The organism is Comamonas squillarum (assembly GCF_025309455.1).
In the GTDB taxonomy this organism is placed as follows: domain Bacteria; phylum Pseudomonadota; class Gammaproteobacteria; order Burkholderiales; family Burkholderiaceae_C; genus Comamonas; species Comamonas squillarum.
This window is the reverse complement of the sequence record NZ_CP104377.1, coordinates 1,817,625-1,834,260: the sequence shown is the minus strand read 5'-3', so window position 1 is coordinate 1,834,260 and position 16,636 is coordinate 1,817,625. Positions and strand designations below refer to the sequence as shown.

At 63.2% G+C, this 16,636-nt stretch carries 18 protein-coding genes and 1 tRNA gene; 9 read left to right on the top strand and 10 right to left on the bottom strand.

The features are described from left to right. The first annotated feature begins 4 nt into the window (after positions 1 to 4). From N4T19_RS08605 to N4T19_RS08580, 6 genes are all read left to right on the top strand, one after another. Complete coding sequence (locus N4T19_RS08605) at positions 5 to 673, top strand: hypothetical protein (RefSeq protein ID WP_260719911.1); 669 nt, start codon at positions 5 to 7, stop codon at positions 671 to 673. An 8-nt stretch (positions 674 to 681) separates the two neighbouring features. Then, positions 682 to 1,221, top strand: a complete 540-nt coding sequence (locus N4T19_RS08600) for a hypothetical protein (RefSeq protein WP_260719910.1) — start codon at positions 682 to 684, stop codon at positions 1,219 to 1,221. 238 nt (positions 1,222 to 1,459) lie between these two features. Further along, a complete protein-coding gene (locus tag N4T19_RS08595; RefSeq protein ID WP_260719909.1) occupies positions 1,460 to 2,116 on the top strand; it encodes an SGNH/GDSL hydrolase family protein in 657 nt (218 codons plus the stop codon). Between the two features lie 57 nt (positions 2,117 to 2,173). After that, positions 2,174 to 2,512 carry a hypothetical protein gene (locus N4T19_RS08590; protein WP_182342798.1) on the top strand — a complete coding sequence of 113 codons (339 nt, stop codon included), beginning with the start codon at positions 2,174 to 2,176 and terminating at the stop codon, positions 2,510 to 2,512. After that, positions 2,509 to 3,141, top strand: coding sequence for a glycoside hydrolase family protein (locus N4T19_RS08585; RefSeq protein ID WP_260719908.1), 633 nt, complete (start codon positions 2,509 to 2,511; stop codon positions 3,139 to 3,141). The genes N4T19_RS08590 and N4T19_RS08585 overlap by 4 nt, the downstream gene beginning before the upstream one ends. Continuing rightward, the gene (locus N4T19_RS08580) at positions 3,138 to 3,677 is read left to right on the top strand and encodes a hypothetical protein (RefSeq protein WP_182342794.1); all 540 of its coding nucleotides are present in this window, start codon (positions 3,138 to 3,140) and stop codon (positions 3,675 to 3,677) included. The genes N4T19_RS08585 and N4T19_RS08580 overlap by 4 nt, the downstream gene beginning before the upstream one ends. A gap of 312 nt (positions 3,678 to 3,989) precedes the next feature. Here N4T19_RS08580 and N4T19_RS08575 read toward each other — a convergent pair. Then, positions 3,990 to 4,074: transfer RNA gene (locus tag N4T19_RS08575), tRNA-Leu, on the bottom strand. A gap of 37 nt (positions 4,075 to 4,111) precedes the next feature. Here N4T19_RS08575 and cysM point away from each other — a divergent pair. Genes cysM through N4T19_RS08560 form a run of 3 tightly spaced genes read left to right on the top strand, consistent with a single transcriptional unit; the run spans position 4,112 to position 5,957 of the window. Then, positions 4,112 to 5,023 carry a cysteine synthase CysM gene (gene cysM / locus N4T19_RS08570; protein ID WP_260719907.1) on the top strand — a complete coding sequence of 304 codons (912 nt, stop codon included), beginning with the start codon at positions 4,112 to 4,114 and terminating at the stop codon, positions 5,021 to 5,023. Positions 5,024 to 5,070: 47 nt separating this feature from the next. Beyond that, positions 5,071 to 5,697, top strand: coding sequence for an NUDIX hydrolase (locus tag N4T19_RS08565; protein ID WP_182342790.1), 627 nt, complete (start codon positions 5,071 to 5,073; stop codon positions 5,695 to 5,697). A gap of 32 nt (positions 5,698 to 5,729) precedes the next feature. Continuing rightward, entirely contained in the window at positions 5,730 to 5,957 is a 228-nt protein-coding gene (locus N4T19_RS08560) for a sulfurtransferase TusA family protein (protein ID WP_027010629.1), read from the top strand. Positions 5,958 to 6,028: 71 nt separating this feature from the next. Here the strand turns inward: N4T19_RS08560 and galU are convergent, their stop codons facing one another. The 9 genes from galU to hemC form a co-directional block, all read right to left on the bottom strand. Further along, on the bottom strand, positions 6,029 to 6,916 hold the full coding sequence (gene galU / locus N4T19_RS08555; protein ID WP_116925950.1) for a UTP--glucose-1-phosphate uridylyltransferase GalU: 888 nt from the start codon (positions 6,914 to 6,916) through the stop codon (positions 6,029 to 6,031). A 108-nt stretch (positions 6,917 to 7,024) separates the two neighbouring features. After that, positions 7,025 to 9,928, bottom strand: coding sequence for a valine--tRNA ligase (locus tag N4T19_RS08550; protein ID WP_182342786.1), 2,904 nt, complete (start codon positions 9,926 to 9,928; stop codon positions 7,025 to 7,027). Positions 9,929 to 10,159: 231 nt separating this feature from the next. Then, positions 10,160 to 10,735: a YceI family protein gene (locus tag N4T19_RS08545; RefSeq protein ID WP_116925952.1), complete on the bottom strand. Its 576-nt coding sequence runs from the start codon at positions 10,733 to 10,735 to the stop codon at positions 10,160 to 10,162. Positions 10,736 to 10,780: 45 nt separating this feature from the next. Beyond that, on the bottom strand, positions 10,781 to 11,356 hold the full coding sequence (locus N4T19_RS08540) for a YceI family protein (RefSeq protein ID WP_182342784.1): 576 nt from the start codon (positions 11,354 to 11,356) through the stop codon (positions 10,781 to 10,783). Positions 11,357 to 11,399: 43 nt separating this feature from the next. Next, positions 11,400 to 11,963 carry a cytochrome b gene (locus N4T19_RS08535; protein WP_182342782.1) on the bottom strand — a complete coding sequence of 188 codons (564 nt, stop codon included), beginning with the start codon at positions 11,961 to 11,963 and terminating at the stop codon, positions 11,400 to 11,402. A 293-nt stretch (positions 11,964 to 12,256) separates the two neighbouring features. Next, positions 12,257 to 13,543: a heme biosynthesis HemY N-terminal domain-containing protein gene (locus tag N4T19_RS08530; RefSeq protein ID WP_116925955.1), complete on the bottom strand. Its 1,287-nt coding sequence runs from the start codon at positions 13,541 to 13,543 to the stop codon at positions 12,257 to 12,259. A gap of 3 nt (positions 13,544 to 13,546) precedes the next feature. Then, on the bottom strand, positions 13,547 to 14,686 hold the full coding sequence (locus N4T19_RS08525) for a uroporphyrinogen-III C-methyltransferase (RefSeq protein WP_260719906.1): 1,140 nt from the start codon (positions 14,684 to 14,686) through the stop codon (positions 13,547 to 13,549). Further along, positions 14,683 to 15,519, bottom strand: a complete 837-nt coding sequence (locus tag N4T19_RS08520) for a uroporphyrinogen-III synthase (RefSeq protein ID WP_116925957.1) — start codon at positions 15,517 to 15,519, stop codon at positions 14,683 to 14,685. Before N4T19_RS08520 ends, N4T19_RS08525 begins: the two co-directional genes overlap by 4 nt. 20 nt (positions 15,520 to 15,539) lie before the next feature. Further along, complete coding sequence (hemC, locus tag N4T19_RS08515; RefSeq protein WP_260719905.1) at positions 15,540 to 16,460, bottom strand: hydroxymethylbilane synthase; 921 nt, start codon at positions 16,458 to 16,460, stop codon at positions 15,540 to 15,542. Positions 16,461 to 16,636: the final 176 nt, after the last annotated feature.

The following is a 16,636-nucleotide window of genomic DNA, read 5'->3' as shown; positions in this document are numbered from 1 at the left end:
CCTTGTGCCAATCACAATTGCCGCGACTGTCCGCAGCCCCAACATTGCTGCGCTGGCCCGTGCCCGCGGGTGGAATGGCTACGGCCAAATCATCTGCACCATTAATCCAGGTGTCGATGTTGCCACGCTCAGCATCTCGGGAATCCCTCACGATTGCCTGACCCTCCTCAATCATGGGGGCCGCATTGGTGGTGTCCTCAACGGCGGCACCGCGATCTACACACGCACCCGCATTCGCATCGATAACACCGGTGGAACGATATTTGGCGGAGGCGGGTTTGGCGGCGGTGGTGGGTCATACCTTATCCAAAATCCCAATTCTTCGAGCTATCGGGCATCGGGCAATGGCGGCTCGGGTGGCAACGGCGCCGGGTTCAGTTCTTCGGGTGTGGTGACCATGAGCAACGCGCAATCGGGGTCTAGTGGCAGCTCGCAACAGTTAAGCGGGCCATCAACAGGCTCGCTTGGTACTTCTTACGGCGGCAGAGGTGGATACGGCGGCTCCATCGGTCAGGCAGGGACAATTGGCTTTGATGGCAGTGCGAGCGGGAATTACACCTTGATTCAGGTCTACCAGCCCAGCCAAGGACAACCCGCAGGCCTTTACGTTGACGGAGCTAGCCTCGTCACCTGGATCGTTGAGGGCACCCGTCTGGGTAACGCAGCAAACTGAGGATCGACATGTATATCGACACAACTACCAATGAATGGGGCCTTACCCAAGCTGCAATCATGCAGCGTCACCCTTTAACAGTTTTCCCTGATCCATTTTCCCCTCTTGAGCAATACGCGGAGGTGGCGGATCAACCCCAGCCTTTTTTTGACGCAGCGACTCACAAGGCAGTGGAGCAGCAGCCTTTGTTGAGTGAGCGCGGCTATCTGCAGCAGTGGCACGTCGTGCCGCTGAATGAAAAGGAGCTTGCACATCTTCAGGCCGAGCGCCTGTCTGCTGAGCAGACCGCATTAGATTCAAACCGGATAACGATTTCGCGCACCCAAGGTTTGATCTATATCTATCGCATGTTGCGGGTGACTGAGGCGGATATGGAAATTCAGATGGAGTCGTTGACAGACGAAGACACCAGGTACGAGGCTACCTTGTACTTTCGCTCTGCAACTTGGGAAAGCGACAACCGATATGTACTTGCCTTTGGTGCTTGCATTGGTTGGGATACGCCTGCCAAGCTGGAGCATGCTTTCCGCGCCGCACGGGCACTGTAGTGACTGGTGTTACCGCCGATACGGCCCGCCATAAGCGTTCTTATTTTTGAGGTTGATGTGAAGTGAACATACCTGCAATCGTCAAGTAGCTCGATGACGATTGCCCAAGGCGTTGATGGCATGTGGTGCTGAACCAGACCTCAAGCCAAGGTGCACCGGTTTGCCGCATCGCTAGGCTGGGCTGCCGTACCCATCTCTTACGCCATCTGACCTCTTAGGAGCCCAATACGAAAAGAATATGACAATCCAAAAACTTCTCTGCAAAATCCTGCGCAAATTGTGCGTTAGTTGCTGTCCCTTGTCGGTAGAACTGAACGGGGACAGCATTTTGTTTGGCTGGGGCTGCGACAGCACGCCAGCAATGCAGATGCGCGCACAGCGCCCTCGATGGACGCTGACGGACCGCAATGCCTGTGGTCTGCGGATGGCGGACTTCATGCAGGGTTACCAGGAGCCATTTCCTGATGCGCCGCCAGACATGTATCCCGCAGGTCCGCAGCCCGCATTCAAAGATGCCTTGCACCAGGCACAGGTGATAGTGCTTGGTCTGGGCCTGAACGACTCCTACGGCTATCTGTCGCCAGAGGCCTACCGGCAGCAACTGCTCGATGCGCTGGTGGTCATTCGCAGTGGGGGCGCCGTTCCCGTATTCACAGGTCTTGTGCCTATTCCCAGTGGTTACTACGACCCTGTGCAAGATGCCAATCTTCTGGCCTTCCAGCAAGTGATGCGCGAAGTGGCGGATGCGCAGTGTGTCATCCATGCGGGTTGGGACCAGGAGTACCACGGCGAAGGGGACCTGCAGGACGACCATATCCATCGCAGCCAAGGCGCGACGGACCGCCTGGCGGCCCGCTTGATCGCAGCCATTGACCGCGCGGCAAAGCGCGTTTGACCTGGCTGTACCACCCATGACCCGCTTCGGCGGGTTTTTTTATTTTTAGGAGGCCTGATGCAAAGCACAGACATCAGCATGCCGATGGCCAAGGCGACCAGTGCGGTTACCTTGGCCACCGCTGCACAGACGGACATGGCGGACAAGCTGGTTCAGGCTGCCACCGTTAATACCAGTGCACAGAGTTGGCACTGGGTCAATTCAATTCCCTGGGGCACCATTGCCTCCATCGTGGCAGCGCTCTATACCTCGCTGTTGATTTGCGAGTGGTTCTGGAAAAAGCTGTGGCGTCCGGCTTTCGAGCGCTGGGGGTGGATGGCACCGAATAAGCGGCGAACCACTATGACCCTCGATGAATGCCAGCACATGAGTGAGACGCCAAGGATGGAGCCATGAGCCGCGTGCCCCATGCGCTGCGCGCGGGCCTGCTTGCTTTGGCTGTACTGCTGGCCGGTGGTGGCGGCTATGTGGTGGCTGAGCGCGACCAAGCTGCCGCCCAGGTGATGGCGGAGCAAAGTCATTACATCCAGGCCGTTGCGGCTGACGCTGACACTTCGGATGCCGCCAAGATCGCGATGGTCATGGGCAGCTATTACGAAAGCAGCTATCGCCACATCGGCAGGCCCTATTTTGACCAGCTGGGCAAAGGGGCGCCGCTGACGGTTTGCAATGGAATCACCGGGCCTGCAGTGGTGGCCGAGCGCTATTACTCACCGGCTGAATGCTATGGGCTTGAAAAGTCCCGCTACCTGGCATCCGAAGCCGCTGCAAAGCGGCTTTTTCGTTTTTGGGCGCAGTACACGGCGCTGCAGCAGGCGGTGTTTATCGACTTCATCCACAACAAGGGCGAGGCCGCTTTGGCGGGATCGACCTTGCTGCGCAAAGCCAATGCCGGTGATGTGTTGGGCGCCTGCCGAGAAAACCCGCGCTGGAACCGGGGTACGGTCAACGGTGTGTCGGCGGTGCTGCCTGGTCTGCAGCGCCGGGGCGATGCCAACGGCGAGATTTGCGAGGAGGGCTTATGACCCTGAAGCTCCAGCTGATGCTGGCGGCCGTCATGGCCGCGCTGGCTTTCTCGACTGGCTGGGTGGTCAAAGGCTGGCAAACCGGCACCCGCCTTGCTGAGATGCGCGCTGATCAGGCGCTTGACCTGGCTGCACGCACCGACGCTGCCCGAAGTGACGAAGCCCACACCGCCCAATTGGAGAGCAAACATGCCCAAGATACCCTCTACAACGCTGACAAGCTGGCGGCCTTCAAGACGGGCATTGCTATGGATGTGCGTGCTGAGCTTGCTCGTGCTGAGCGCCTGCAGCGCAGCGCCGACCGCAGAGCCGCCACTTATCGCGCGCAAGCCCAGGCCGACACCGCTGCCCGCAGCGATCTTGCAGATAAAGCCGCAGCCCTCGACCGCCAGCTTGCAGAAGGCCTCGGCGTGGTCGCAGAACTCGGAGGTCATCTTAGGCGGCGAGACGCAGAAGTAGCTGCGCTGTGCAGCCAGGTCAATACCGAGCGCCAGCTTGGTGGCGATGAGAGTGACAAAGCCTGCACTCAGCCATGATCGGTTATGCAAAGAGCCTCCCTGGCGCCATCTGGTGCCGGGGAGGCTCTTTTTTTGTTGGTGGAGCCAGATAGATATGTGATGCCGACCTGCGTGTGTACGAGGCAGGCGCCGTTGAAGCGAGGAGACTGTTGCCGCCTCCGGCACCCCCAACACCAACCCAACAAGGGGCTTGCCCTCTGGTTAGAATGTCGGCTGCTATCGTTTTTAAACAAACGCAATCGGTTTCAACCGCGAACGCCTAGACATGCAGCACCCCGCACCAGACAAAGAAAAAGCCGCTAAGTTGTTTAAACTTAACGGCTTTGAATGTGGTGCCCGGGGCCGGAATCGAACCGGCACGCCTTGCGGCGGGGGATTTTGAGTCCCCTGCGTCTACCAATTTCACCACCCGGGCTGTGTCTGTATCGCAGCTCGCAATTATGGCACAAATAATGAGCTCCAAAAAATACCCAACGATTGAGGATGCGATTGGCAAGACCCCCTTAGTGGCCCTGCAGCGCATCGGTGCCGACTACAACGAAGCCCATGGCAATGTGGTGCTGGGCAAGCTCGAGGGCAACAACCCGGCCGGCTCGGTCAAGGACCGGCCGGCGGTGTCGATGATCCAGCGCGCGCAGGAGCGCGGCGAGATCAAGCCCGGTGATACCTTGATCGAGGCGACCTCGGGCAACACCGGTATTGCGCTGGCAATGGCCGCGGCCATCAAGGGCTACCGCATGGTGCTGATCATGCCCGAGGACCTGTCCATCGAGCGCGCGCAGACGATGAAGGCCTATGGTGCGCAGCTGATCCTGACGCCCAAGAGCGGCGGCATGGAATATGCCCGCGATCTGGCCGACAAGATGGTCGCCGAGGGCAAGGGCATTGTGCTGGACCAGTTTGCCAACCCGGACAATCCGCGCGCGCATTACGAGACCACCGGCCCTGAGATCTGGGAGCAGACTGGCGGCCAGATCACCCACTTTGTCAGTGCGATGGGCACGACCGGCACCATCACCGGTGTCTCGCGTTATTTGAAGGAAAAGAACCCGGCCGTGCGCATCATCGGCGCCCAGCCCACCGAGGGCTCGCGCATCCCCGGCATCCGCAAGTGGCCCGAAGAATACCTGCCCAAGATCTACGACCCCAGCGCGGTCGACGAGATGGTCTATGTGACCCAGAACGATGCCGAGGACATGGCCCGCAGCCTCGCCCGTGACGAAGGCATCTTTGCCGGCATCTCTGCTGCTGGCGCCTGCCATGTCGCCCAGGAAATTGCGCGCCGCGAACGCAACGCTACCATTGTGTTCGTCGTCTGCGACCGGGGGGACCGCTATCTGTCCACCGGCGTGTTTCCCGCCTGAGCACGCGCGCCGAGCGATGAGCGCTCGGTTGCCGGCATGAAAGCCCTATGCAATACGAAACGAAATTTTGCGTGAACTGCGCCACGGCGCTGCAATGGAAGGTGATGGCCGAGGACAGCGGCGAGGTGAGCCGACTGCGCTGCCCGGCCTGCGGCTGGACGCACTGGGGCAACCCCACGCCCGTGCTGGCCGCTGTCGTCGAGAACGACCTGGGCCAGGTGCTGCTGGCGCGCAATGCGCTGTGGCAGCCGGGCATGTTTGGCCTGATCACCGGCTTCATGGAGGCTGGCGAATCGCCCGAGGCCGGCATTGCCCGCGAGGTGCTTGAAGAGACGGGCCTGCAGACCCAAGCCCTGCGCCTGATTGGCTGCTGGGAGTTTTTGCGCATGAACCAGGTGCTGATCGCCTACCATGTGCGCGTGGCGGGCCGGCCCGAGGACGTGCGCCTGTCGCCCGAGCTGGTGGAGTACCAGTGGCAGACTGCGCAGGAAGTGCTGTGCTGGCCCTCTGGCACGGGTTATGCGATGGCCGAATGGGTCAAGAGCAAGGGCGAGCCGGTGCGCTTTGGCGCGTTCCGCCCCAACAACCCGAACCCGAACCCCGATCCCGCCAAATGGCCAGTCAATTATTGGGAAGAGGACGCGCGCTTTGTGGTCGCTCCCCGTTTGGACTGAGCAGGGTGGGTTATCGATAACGAATGAACACGATGGATATTGACCAGGAAGTGGATACGCGCGGACTGAACTGCCCGCTGCCGATTTTGAAGGCCAAGAAGGCCTTGGCCACCATGCAAAGCGGCCAGCTGCTCAAGGTGGTGGCGACGGATACCGGCTCGATCCGGGATTTCCAGGCCTTTGCCAAGCAGACCGGCAATGAGCTGGTGGAGCAGCAGACCGTGGGTGAGGAGTTCATCCATATTCTGCGCCGCCGCTAGGCGCCACACCCGCCACTGAAACACCAAGGCCTGCATCTGCAGGCCTTTGTTTTGAAGAGGTGGAGCGCCGATCAGATCTGCAGGTTCTTCAAAAAGGCGCGGAAATCATCGCCCACGTCGGGGTGCTGCAGCGCCAGCTCCACGGTGGCCTGCAAAAAGCCTTCCTTGCTGCCGCAGTCATAGCGCTTGCCGCTGTAGCGGTAGGCATACACGGTTTCGCTGTGCATCAGACGCTCTATCGCATCGGTCAGCTGGATCTCGCCGCCCACGCCCTTGGGCTGGTTGCGGATCTCGTCAAAAATGCCGGGGGTGAGCACATAGCGGCCGGCCACACCCATGCGCGAGGGGGCTTTTTCCGGGGCGGGCTTTTCGACGATCTCGTCAATGCGCATCAGCGGGCCGCCTGCGGGCTCGCCCTTGACGATGCCGTAGCGCTTGGTGTGTTCCAGCGGCACTTCCTGCACCGCCAGCAGCGAGCGGCCTTGTTTGGAAAAGGCGGCCGTCATCTGCGCCATCACGCCCGGGCCGCCTGGCGCGCCGGTCATCAGGTCGTCGGCCAGCAGCACGGCAAAGGGCTCATTGCCCACCAGTGGCTCGGCGCAGAGCACCGCGTGGCCCAGGCCCAGCGAGCGGGGCTGGCGTACAAACAGGCAATTCATGTCATCGGGGCTGACGCTGCGCACCAGGTCCAGCATGGCCTGCTTGCCGGCGTTTTCCAGCTCGTTTTCCAGCTCATAGGCGGTGTCGAAGTGGTCTTCGATCGCACGCTTGCTGCGGCCAGTGACAAAGATCATGTCCCGGATACCGGCCTCGTAGGCCTCTTCCACCGCGTACTGGATCAGGGGCTTGTCCACGACGGGCAGCATTTCCTTGGGCGATGCCTTGGTGGCAGGCAAAAAGCGGGTGCCCAGGCCAGCGACTGGGAAAACGGCTTTGCGGACACGGGTCGGTGTAGTCATAAATACTCGGGTGCTAGGACTTGGATGTGACAAAGGCGCAGCAAGCTGCGCCTTTGTGTGCAGGGCCAAGGGGCATTATGTGCTGATTTTTGCACGGCCCCGGCCGATTCAACCCAGGCGCTGGAGCTGCTCTTGCAGCTTGCTGAGCGAGGCACCAAAGTCCGCCACGCGCTTTTTCTCCTGGTCCAGCACGGCAGCGGGGGCCTTGGCGCAGAAAGCCTCGTTGGACAGCTTGGCGTTGGCCTTGGTGATCTCGCCTTCGAGGCGCTTGATCTCCTTGCCCAGGCGCAGCTTCTCGGCGTCCACATCCACTTCGACAAACAGCGCCATGCGCGCATCGCCCACCACCGACACGGGGGCATGCTGGGCTTCGGCCGCCCAGGCCGCTTCGTCGTCAAACACCTTGACCTCGCTCAGCTTGGCCAGGTTCTTGAGCACATCGGCGTTGGCGCGCAGGAAGGCTGCGCCCTCGGCAGAGCCGGCCACCGTCAGCAGCGGCAGGCGCTGCGCGGGCGACACGGCCATTTCTCCGCGCAGCGCACGGCAGGCATCCACCATCTGTTTGATACGCTCGACATAGGCAATCGCTGCGTTGTCGATCTTCTCGGGCTGGGCTTGCGGGTAGGCGGCAATCGCAATCGATGCGCCTTCGCGGCCGGCCACGGGTGCCACCTTCTGCCACAGCGCTTCGGTCACGAACGGGATGATCGGATGGGCCAGGCGCAGGATGGTCTCCAGCGTGCGGATCAGCGTGCGGCGGGTGCCGCGCTGCTGGGCTTCGTTGCCGGTCTGGATCTGCACCTTGGCGATTTCCAGGTACCAGTCGCAGAACTCATTCCAGACAAAGTCATAGAGGGTGTTGGCGACGTTGTCCAGGCGGAACTCGGCAAAGCCCTTGGCCACCTCGGCCTCGACCTTTTGCAGCTGCGAGACGATCCAGCGGTCGGGCTGGCTGAACTGCAGGTAGTCGCCCGTGGCGCACTGGTCCTTGCTGTGTTCCAGCAGACCGCAGTCATGGCCTTCGCAGTTCATCAGCACAAAGCGCGAGGCGTTCCACAGCTTGTTGCAGAAGTTGCGGTAGCCTTCGCAGCGCTTGCTGTCGAAGTTGATCGAACGGCCCAGCGACGCGAGCGCTGCAAAGGTAAAGCGCAGCGCATCGGCGCCATAGGCGGGAATGCCTTCGGGGAACTCCTTTTGCGTGTTCTTGCGCACCTGGGGCGCCGTCTCCGGCTTGCGCAGGCCCACGGTGCGCTTGTCCAGCAGCGGCTCCAGTGCAATGCCATCGATCAGGTCGACGGGGTCGAGCACATTGCCTTCGGACTTGGACATCTTCTTGCCCTGCGCATCGCGCACCAGGCCGTGGATGTAGACATGCTTGAACGGCACGCGCCCGGTGAAGTGCGTGGTCATCATGATCATCCGGGCGACCCAGAAGAAGATGATGTCGTAGCCGGTCACCAGCACCGACGAGGGCAGGTAGAGGTTGAAGTCGTCATCGGCGGCGTCGCCCTGCTCGGGCCAGCCCATGGTGCTGAAGGGCACCATCGCCGAGGAGTACCAGGTGTCGAGCACATCGGCGTCGCGGCGCAATACCTTGCCGGGCGCCTGTGCCTGGGCTTCAGCCTCGTTCTTGGCGACGTAGATGTTGCCTTCTTCGTCGTACCAGGCCGGTATCTGGTGGCCCCACCACAGCTGGCGCGAAATGCACCAGTCCTGGATGTTGTTCATCCACTGGTTGTAGGTGTTGACCCAGTTCTCGGGCACAAACTGCACCTGGCCCGAGGCCACGGCGTCGATGGCCTTTTGCGCAATGCTCTTGCCGGTCGGGTCCTGGTCACTGACCTTGCTCATCGCGATGAACCACTGGTCGGTCAGCATGGGCTCGATCACCTGGCCGGTACGGTCGCAGATGGGCACCATCAGCTTGTGCTTCTTGGTCTCGACCAGCAGCCCCTGGGCTTCGAGGTCGGCCACGATGGCCTTGCGCGCGACAAAGCGGTCCATGCCGCGGTATTTCTCGGGCGCCTCGTCGTTGATCTTGGCTTCCAGGGTCAGCACCACGATCATCGGCAGCTTGTGGCGCTGGCCGACCTGGTAGTCGTTCTGGTCATGCGCGGGCGTGACCTTGACCACGCCGGTGCCGAATTCGCGGTCCACATAGTCGTCGGCAATGATCGGAATCTGGCGGCCCACCAGCGGCAGGGTCACGGTCTGGCCGATCAGGTGCTGGTAGCGCGTGTCCTCGGGGTGGACCATCACGGCCACGTCGCCCAGCATGGTCTCGGGGCGGGTGGTGGCCACCACCAGCTGGCCTTCGCCGCTGGTCAGCGGGTAGGCAATGTGCCAGAGCGAGCCGTCCTTTTCCTGGTTTTCCACTTCCAGGTCGGACACGGCCGATTGCAGCACCGGGTCCCAGTTGACCAGGCGCTTGCCGCGGTAGATCAGGCCTTGCTGGTAGAGCTTGACGAAGGTCTCGGTCACCACTTTGGAGAGCTTGTCGTCCATGGTGAAGTACTCGCGGCTCCAGTCCACGGTATCGCCCATGCGGCGCATCTGCGTAGTGATGGTGTTGCCCGACTGCTCCTTCCACTCCCAGACCTTGGCGACAAAGTTCTCGCGGCCCAGGTCATAGCGGCTTTGGCCTGCGGCCTGCAGCTGGCGCTCCACGACGATCTGGGTGGCAATGCCAGCATGGTCGGTGCCCGGAATCCAGGCCGTGTTGTAGCCCTTCATGCGGTGGTAGCGGGTGAGCGAGTCCATGATCGTCTGGTTGAACGCATGGCCCATGTGCAGCGTGCCGGTCACATTGGGGGGCGGCAGCTGGATGGAGAAGTTGTGCTGCGCCGCGACCGATTCCGCATTGGGCGCACCGGTGCCGCGATAGCCGGCGTTGCCGTAGCCGCGCTTTTCCCATTCCGGGCCCCAATGGGCCTCGATGGCCGCAGGCTCAAAAGACTTGGACAGGCTATCGAGACCTGGTTGGGAGATCGGTTGGCTGTTGGTGTCGCTCATGGTGTGATCAATGGAAAACGGCACCACAGATCGAGATGCCGTTGGATAGCTTGGAATGAATAGGCTGATTTTAGCCCGCCTGCGGCCATGACCGGCCCGCGTGGGCTTGTGCCGCCGTTGGCGGCGGCCTCGCCCTGGGCGATGGCCATAAAAAAACTGCCAGGGGCCGTCAATCGGCCACTGGCAGTCTGTGCTCCTGTGCGGAGGATTTCAGCGTGGGTATCGGCTGGATTACTGCTTCACTGCTTCGATCTGCACGACCAGGCGCACGTTCTTGGCAGCGCCATAGTTCACACCATAGTCCAGGCCGAAGGCGGTGCGGTCAAAGGTGGTTTCGAAATCGCCACCGCAGACTTCGCGGTCCTGCAGCATCTTGTTGGGGTAGCAGTTGAACTTGCTGGCCTTGAAGGTGATGGGCTGGGTCTTGCCCAGCAAGGTCAGGTTACCTTCGACGGCACTGAGCTTGTCGCCGTCAAACACGAACTTGGTCGACTGAAATCGGGCCTTGGGGTGCTCGGCCACGTTGAAGATGTCCTTGCTTTGCAGGTGCTTGTCAAAAGCGGGCGTGCCGGAGTTGACCGAGGAGGTGTCGATGCTGATATCGACCGAGCCGGTCTTGCCCGCGCGGTCCAGCGTCAATGTGCCTTCTTTTTTGTCAAAGCGTGCACGGTTGGTGCTGGCGCCGTTGTGGTCGATCTCGAAGGTCGCAAAGGTGTGCGTCGGGTCGATCGCGTAGGTGGCTGGCGCCGCGTGCACGGCACCGGCGAACAGGGAAGCAGCGGCCAGGGCCAACAGGGAAGTGCGCATCAGGAATCTCCTAAAAAAGAGGTTGAGAGAAAAGGGAACAACAGCTTAGATCTTGCCCACGCCGGTCAGGGCCAGCTTGAACTGCACCAGCACTTCGTCGGCCACCATCGAGGTGTCTTTCCAATCGCCATCACCGATGGCGTAGGTCAGGCGCTTCAAGGGCAGGGTGCCCGCTGCGGTGGTGGTCGTGCCCGACTGGGTCAAGGTGACGGGCAGGCTGACCTTCTGGACATTGCCCTTGATCGTCAAGGTGCCATCGACCTGGTACTTGCCGCCGCCCAGCGCCTTGACGGCAGTGGAATCAAAAGTGGCTTGCGGAAACTTGGCGACGTTGAACCATTCGGCCTTGGGCAGCTCGGCATCGGTTTCCTTGACGCCCATCGTGGCGCTGCCGGTATCGACCGAGAAATGGATCTTGCTGGCTTCGGGCTTGACCGTGTCGAAGGCGATCTTGGCATCGAACTTCTGGAAGTGGCCCTTGATCGGCACGCCCATCTGCTTGGCTTCGAAGTTGACGGCGCTTTGCGCCGGCACCAGCGCTTGCTGGGCCATCACAGGGGTGGCAAAGGCAACTGCGGTCAAGGCGGCAGCGAACAGGGCGGAGGGGGAGAGCTTGGACATCAGATCAGACTCCAGTAAAAAAAACGGTGCAAAACAGTACAAATCAGGAGGCGCGGCCGGGCAGCATACGCGAGAGCAGGCCATCGCGGTCGATCAGCTGGTGCTTGAGCAGCGCGGCCACATGCATCACCACCAAGGCCGCCAGCGTATAGGCAAGGTAGGCATGCCAGGGCTTGAGGGCTTCTGCGAGCTCCGGGCTCTTGCTCACCAGATCGGGCAGCGGCACCACGCCAAACAGCACGACGGGAAAGCCCGCAGCCGAGCTGTAGAACCATCCCACCAGCGGCACCGCGAAGAACAGTGCATACATCAGGTGGTGCACGCCGTGGTGGGCCACATGCTGCCAGGCGGGCATTGCGCGGGCGGTGGCCTCGGGCAGCGCCGGTGGGCGGTGGGTGAAGCGCCACAGGATACGCACGGCCGACAAAATCAAGATCGTCATACCGGCCCATTTGTGCCAGTTGAAGTACTTGAGGCGCGTAGGGGAGAAAGGCAGGCTGGTCATGTACAGGCCAAAGGCAAAGATACCAATCAGGGCCAGGGCCAAAATCCAGTGCAGTGCGATCGCCGTGCCGGTGTAGCGGGTGTTATTCGTCGTGGTAGCCATAAAAAACGCTGCAGCGGTAGGCCCAGCGGTATTGTTTGAAGCGAGTGTAGGAGCGGATCAACCGGTAGAAGTTCAGCCCGATTGATGGCGAAGTTCAAATTAATTGAATTGATCGATCCTCTGGTGGCGAGTTCCAGAACCAATCCACATTAGCATATGCCGAGCAGGCGCTAGCTCGCGCTGCTCACTGGTGCGCATACAACAGCGGGGGACCGGGACTTTGTATCGCCTTGTATACCGTGCTGGGGCACGGCGCCCTACACGGAGCCCGACGGGGCCTGACCGGGCCTGCCTTAGGCTTGCTCGCCGGCGAGGGCTGCCTGCTTCCAGGCATGGGCGGCCGCAGCGGCATCGCCCCGGTACTCGGCCTGCCGTGCCAGGTGCTGCCAGGCGCGGCGGCGCAGCGATTCCTCTTGCAGCGAAGGAGCCGCCTGCTGCAGCCACTGCTGGGCCTTGCCCCAGAGCTGGCGCTGCAGGCAGGCGCAGCCGGCCAGGTACTGCAGGTAGGGGTCATGGGGGCGGCGCTGCTGGGCCGCCTCAATGCGTGCCAGCCAGCTGGCGTCGAGCGCACCCATGCTGTCTTCGAGCACACGCACCAGGCGTTCGGCCTGCAGGCTGGGCAGGCCGTTGTTGCTGGTGGTGTAGCGCTCCCAGGCGGGCAGCAGCCACTCGCGCATCTGCTGCGGGTTGCCGCCCAGCTGCTGCAGGCGCCGCGCCGCGTGGATGCCCACTTCGGGCAGGTTGCGCTCGGCCGCATCCAGGTTGCGCCAGGCCTGCATCAGCTGCTCGGGGTCGTGGGCGTCGTTGATCAGCTCGGTCGCCAGGCCCTTGATGATGCTTTGCGCCGCAGCGGCCGAAAACGCGCGGTGCTTGGCCAGCAGGCGGGCGGTATCGAGCGCGGTCAAAGCCTGGCGCAGCTGGCGCGCGGCCTTGAGCTTGAGGCGCAGCGCCAGGGTGCGACGCGCCGCCCCCTGGGGCAGGCGCGCGAGCTGCTCGATCGCGCTGTGGGCATTGTGGTCATCGAGCGCCCATTGGGCCGCGCGCAGCTGGGTGCCTTCGGCCAGTTCGGGCTGGTTTTTGGCCTGGGGGGTGGCCGCTTCCTGCATCGCCAGCTCCCAGTGCTGGTCGCGCTGGGTTTGGTCCTGCAGCGCATGCGAGCTCTCAGCGGCCAGCACATGGCCCAGCACGCGCAGCTGCAGGCCGTTGGGGATGGCGGCGCCACTGTCCTGCAAGGCCTGCTCCTGGGCCAGTGCCGACAGCGCAGCCTTGCGGGCGCGCACGAAGCGGCCTGCTTGCAGCTGGGTCACGGCATCCAGCGCTGCGCCATGCATGGCGCGCTCTTTTTGCTGGATGCGCCAGCGCTTGGCCTGGCGCGGCAGCTCGAACATGGCGCTGACGCCGCGCAGCGCGCCGTAGACCAGCACAAAGGCCAGCAGCAGCAGCACGACGACCATGTTCAGCGAGAAATCGATGCGGTAGGGCGGCCAGTGCAGGGTCACGCTGCCCTGGTTGCTGCCGGCAAACAGCGCGGCGGCCACTGCCACGGCAAACAGACCGATCAACCAAAGTGCGGCTCTCATCGCTTACCGTCCTGCCGCTGCCGTGGCCAGTGCGGCCAGGGTGTCATTGGCGCGTGGCACTTCCACATCCTGCATGGCCTGCTGCAGCTGGTTGAGTTGCTGGGCGGCCTGCTGGCCTCGGCGCGAGGAGATATCGAAATACTTGTGCACGGCGTCAGCCGCAGCGGCCAGGTCATTGCGCGAGGCATTCATCTGGCGGCCCAGCAAGGCCATGCGGGCGTTCAGTATGCGCAGCTTGAGGTTCTCGCGCACAAAAAATGCCTGTGTGGGCGAGAGCAGCACCGCATCGGGGTAGTCGATGCGGCGTACGCGCACGAGGCTGCGGGCTTCCTCATACACCACGCCCCAGGCGGTGGACAGCGCCGACAGCCACCAGCTGGGGCTGGCACTGTCGTCCGTTGCAGCTTCGGCTGGGGTACTGGCTGCAGCGGGGGTAGCCGATGGGTTGCCCCGGTTGCGGGCGGGCGCCGTGCGGCGGGCGTTTTTGTCGAGCACATCGTTTTGCAGCGGCAGATCATCGATCTGGCGCAGCAGGTCATCCATGCGGGCCAGCAGGCCGGCGGTGTCCAGCGATTTGCTCGCGGCGATGCGGTCCAGGTCGCGGGCAATGGCGCGTTGCAGCGGGGCCAGGCGCGGCTGGGCCGAGACGGTCACGCGCTGCTGGGCGATCTTGAGGGCGCTGACGAGCGGGTCGGGGCTGCCGCTCAGCTGGCTTTGCTGCATCGCAAAGCGCACGGCGCTTTCGATATCGCCGACCATGGTGTCATCGCGGTTGCGTGAGAGGCTTTGCACCAGCTCTTCGAGCTGGCCGCGCTGCAGCGCAACTTCGCCCACGCGCGCTTCCATTACCGACATGCGCGAGGCGGTATCGCGCGAGACATCTTCGGCTTGGCGGGCGAGGGTGCGCGCTTCCACGGCCTGGCTGCGCGAGTCGGCGCTTTGCAGCGCCAGCTGCTGCTGGATGTTGTTGAGCCGCTGCCAGAGCATGGCCGCGCTGATGATGGCAATGGTGGCGGCAACGCCCAGAGCCACTGACGTCCAGACCCAGGCTTGCGGCATGCGGCCGCCCGCAGGGTGGGCCTGGTGGGAGGAGGTGGCCGGGTGGGGAGGCGTGGGGTTCGGTGCGTGCTCGGGCAGCGTCATAGGGCAGATTCTAACGACGCCACCACGTCTTCCAGCGAAGGCCTGCACTGCTGAATGTGGACAAATCCTGCCGCTCGGGTCGCTTGCGCGATGCGTGCATGGGTGCTGAGCGCCTGGGCAGGCGCCAATGCGTCGGCGCTGAATCTGTTGCTTAAATGCATCACCGCCTCGGAGCTGCTGAACAGCCAGATGCTGCCATCGGTCAGCGCCTGCGTTGCCAATGCCAGTTGCGCTGGCGTCCAAGCGGGCGCGCGGCGCTCGTAGACACCGACAAAATCCACGCCCACACCAGCCGCTTGCAACTGGCGCGCCAGCCATTCGCGGCCTGAGCCGCTCACCAACTGGTCGATCGCGCTGCCCGCGCTGGCGCCGCGCACCACCAGCACGCGCTGGCCCGATGCTGCCATCGCTGCGGCCTGGGCGCCGACCTCGGTCCACAGCGATTCGGAGTCGAACTGCGGGGCATCGGTGGCGGGTTGGTCGATCAAATCAATGGGCACGCCCAAGGCCTGTGCCGCGCGGGCCGTGCCTGGGCCCGGGCACCACAGCCGGGTATGGGGCGCCTTGCGCTGCTGCTGGGCCAGCGCCTGCACCAGGGCCGGGTCCAGAAAAAAACGGGCCGCATTGGTGCTCACCAGCATCAACGCGCCATAGTGCTGCCAATGCTGGCGCGCATGCATTCGCGCCGTGTGGTGGGCGGGGCTGTCGGCTGGAACAATATCGATCAGTGGCAGCGCATCGGCCCGCAACCCCCGCTGCCGCAACTGGGCGACCCAGTCGTCCGCCTCGGGTTGCGGGCGGGTGATGATGGTGCGGTGGTGTGACGGGGCCATGGCGGACGGCGGCCGGGTGCTTAGCGGCGCACCTGCGCGCCCGCTTGCTGAAGCAGCGATGCCACCTGCTGGCCCAGTGCATCGGCGCTGGCCAGGTCGGTGACGGCCGCGCGGGCCTGCGCAGACACCAGGGGCGCGTTCGGGTTGGCTTCGTCGCCCCAGGCGGCGCGCAGCCACAGCTGGCCGTCCTGCCATTCACCGTGCGCGGCCAGCGGCATCGAGCAGCTGCCGCCCATGCAGCGGCTGACGGCGCGCTCGGCCGTCACGGTCTGCCAGGTGCGCGGATCGGCCAGGCCGGCAAACAGGGCCAGCAGGTCCTGGCGGTCGCTGCGCACCTCAATGCCCAGCGCGCCCTGGCCGGCCGCGGGCAGCATGGTGTCGGTGGCAAAAGCATGGCGGATGCGTGCATCCAGCGCCAGGCGCTTGAGGCCGGCAGCGGCCAGCACAATGCCGTCGTACTGGCCTTCATCGAGCTTGCGCAAGCGGGTGTTGACATTGCCGCGCAGCGGCTGGATATCCAGATCGGGACGCAAGGCCTGCAGCAGCACCTGGCGGCGCAGGCTGGAGGTGCCGACCACGGCGCCCAGGGGCAGATCCTGCAGACTGGCGTAGTGGTTGGAGACCCAGGCATCGCGCGGGTCTTCGCGTTCGAGCACGGCTGCCAGCGCAAAACCCGGTGGCAGCTCCATCGGCACATCCTTGAGCGAGTGCACGGCCAGGTCGGCGCGGCCCGTCTCCAGCGCGGTTTCCAGCTCTTTGACAAACAGGCCCTTGCCGCCCACCTTGGACAGCGTGCGGTCCAGAATCTGGTCGCCCAAGGTGGTCATCCCCAACAGGCTGACCTGGTGGCCCAGGCGCTGCAGGATATGTTGCACATGTTCAGCCTGCCACAGGGCAAGCTGGCTTTCGCGGGTGGCGATGGTCAGGGACAAGGAGCTCATGGGATGGGGGAGCACGCCAGGCCCGGTCACCTCTTTATTGGCGGCCGGACACCTTACGTGGTCAACAAGCGGTTCACAACAGGCGGCTGATGCTAGCATGTGCAGCGCCGCTCTTGGCGCAGTGCGACTTTGAGCGGCATCAATCGTTCAGCCCCTTTGCTACTTTGCCCTTCGCC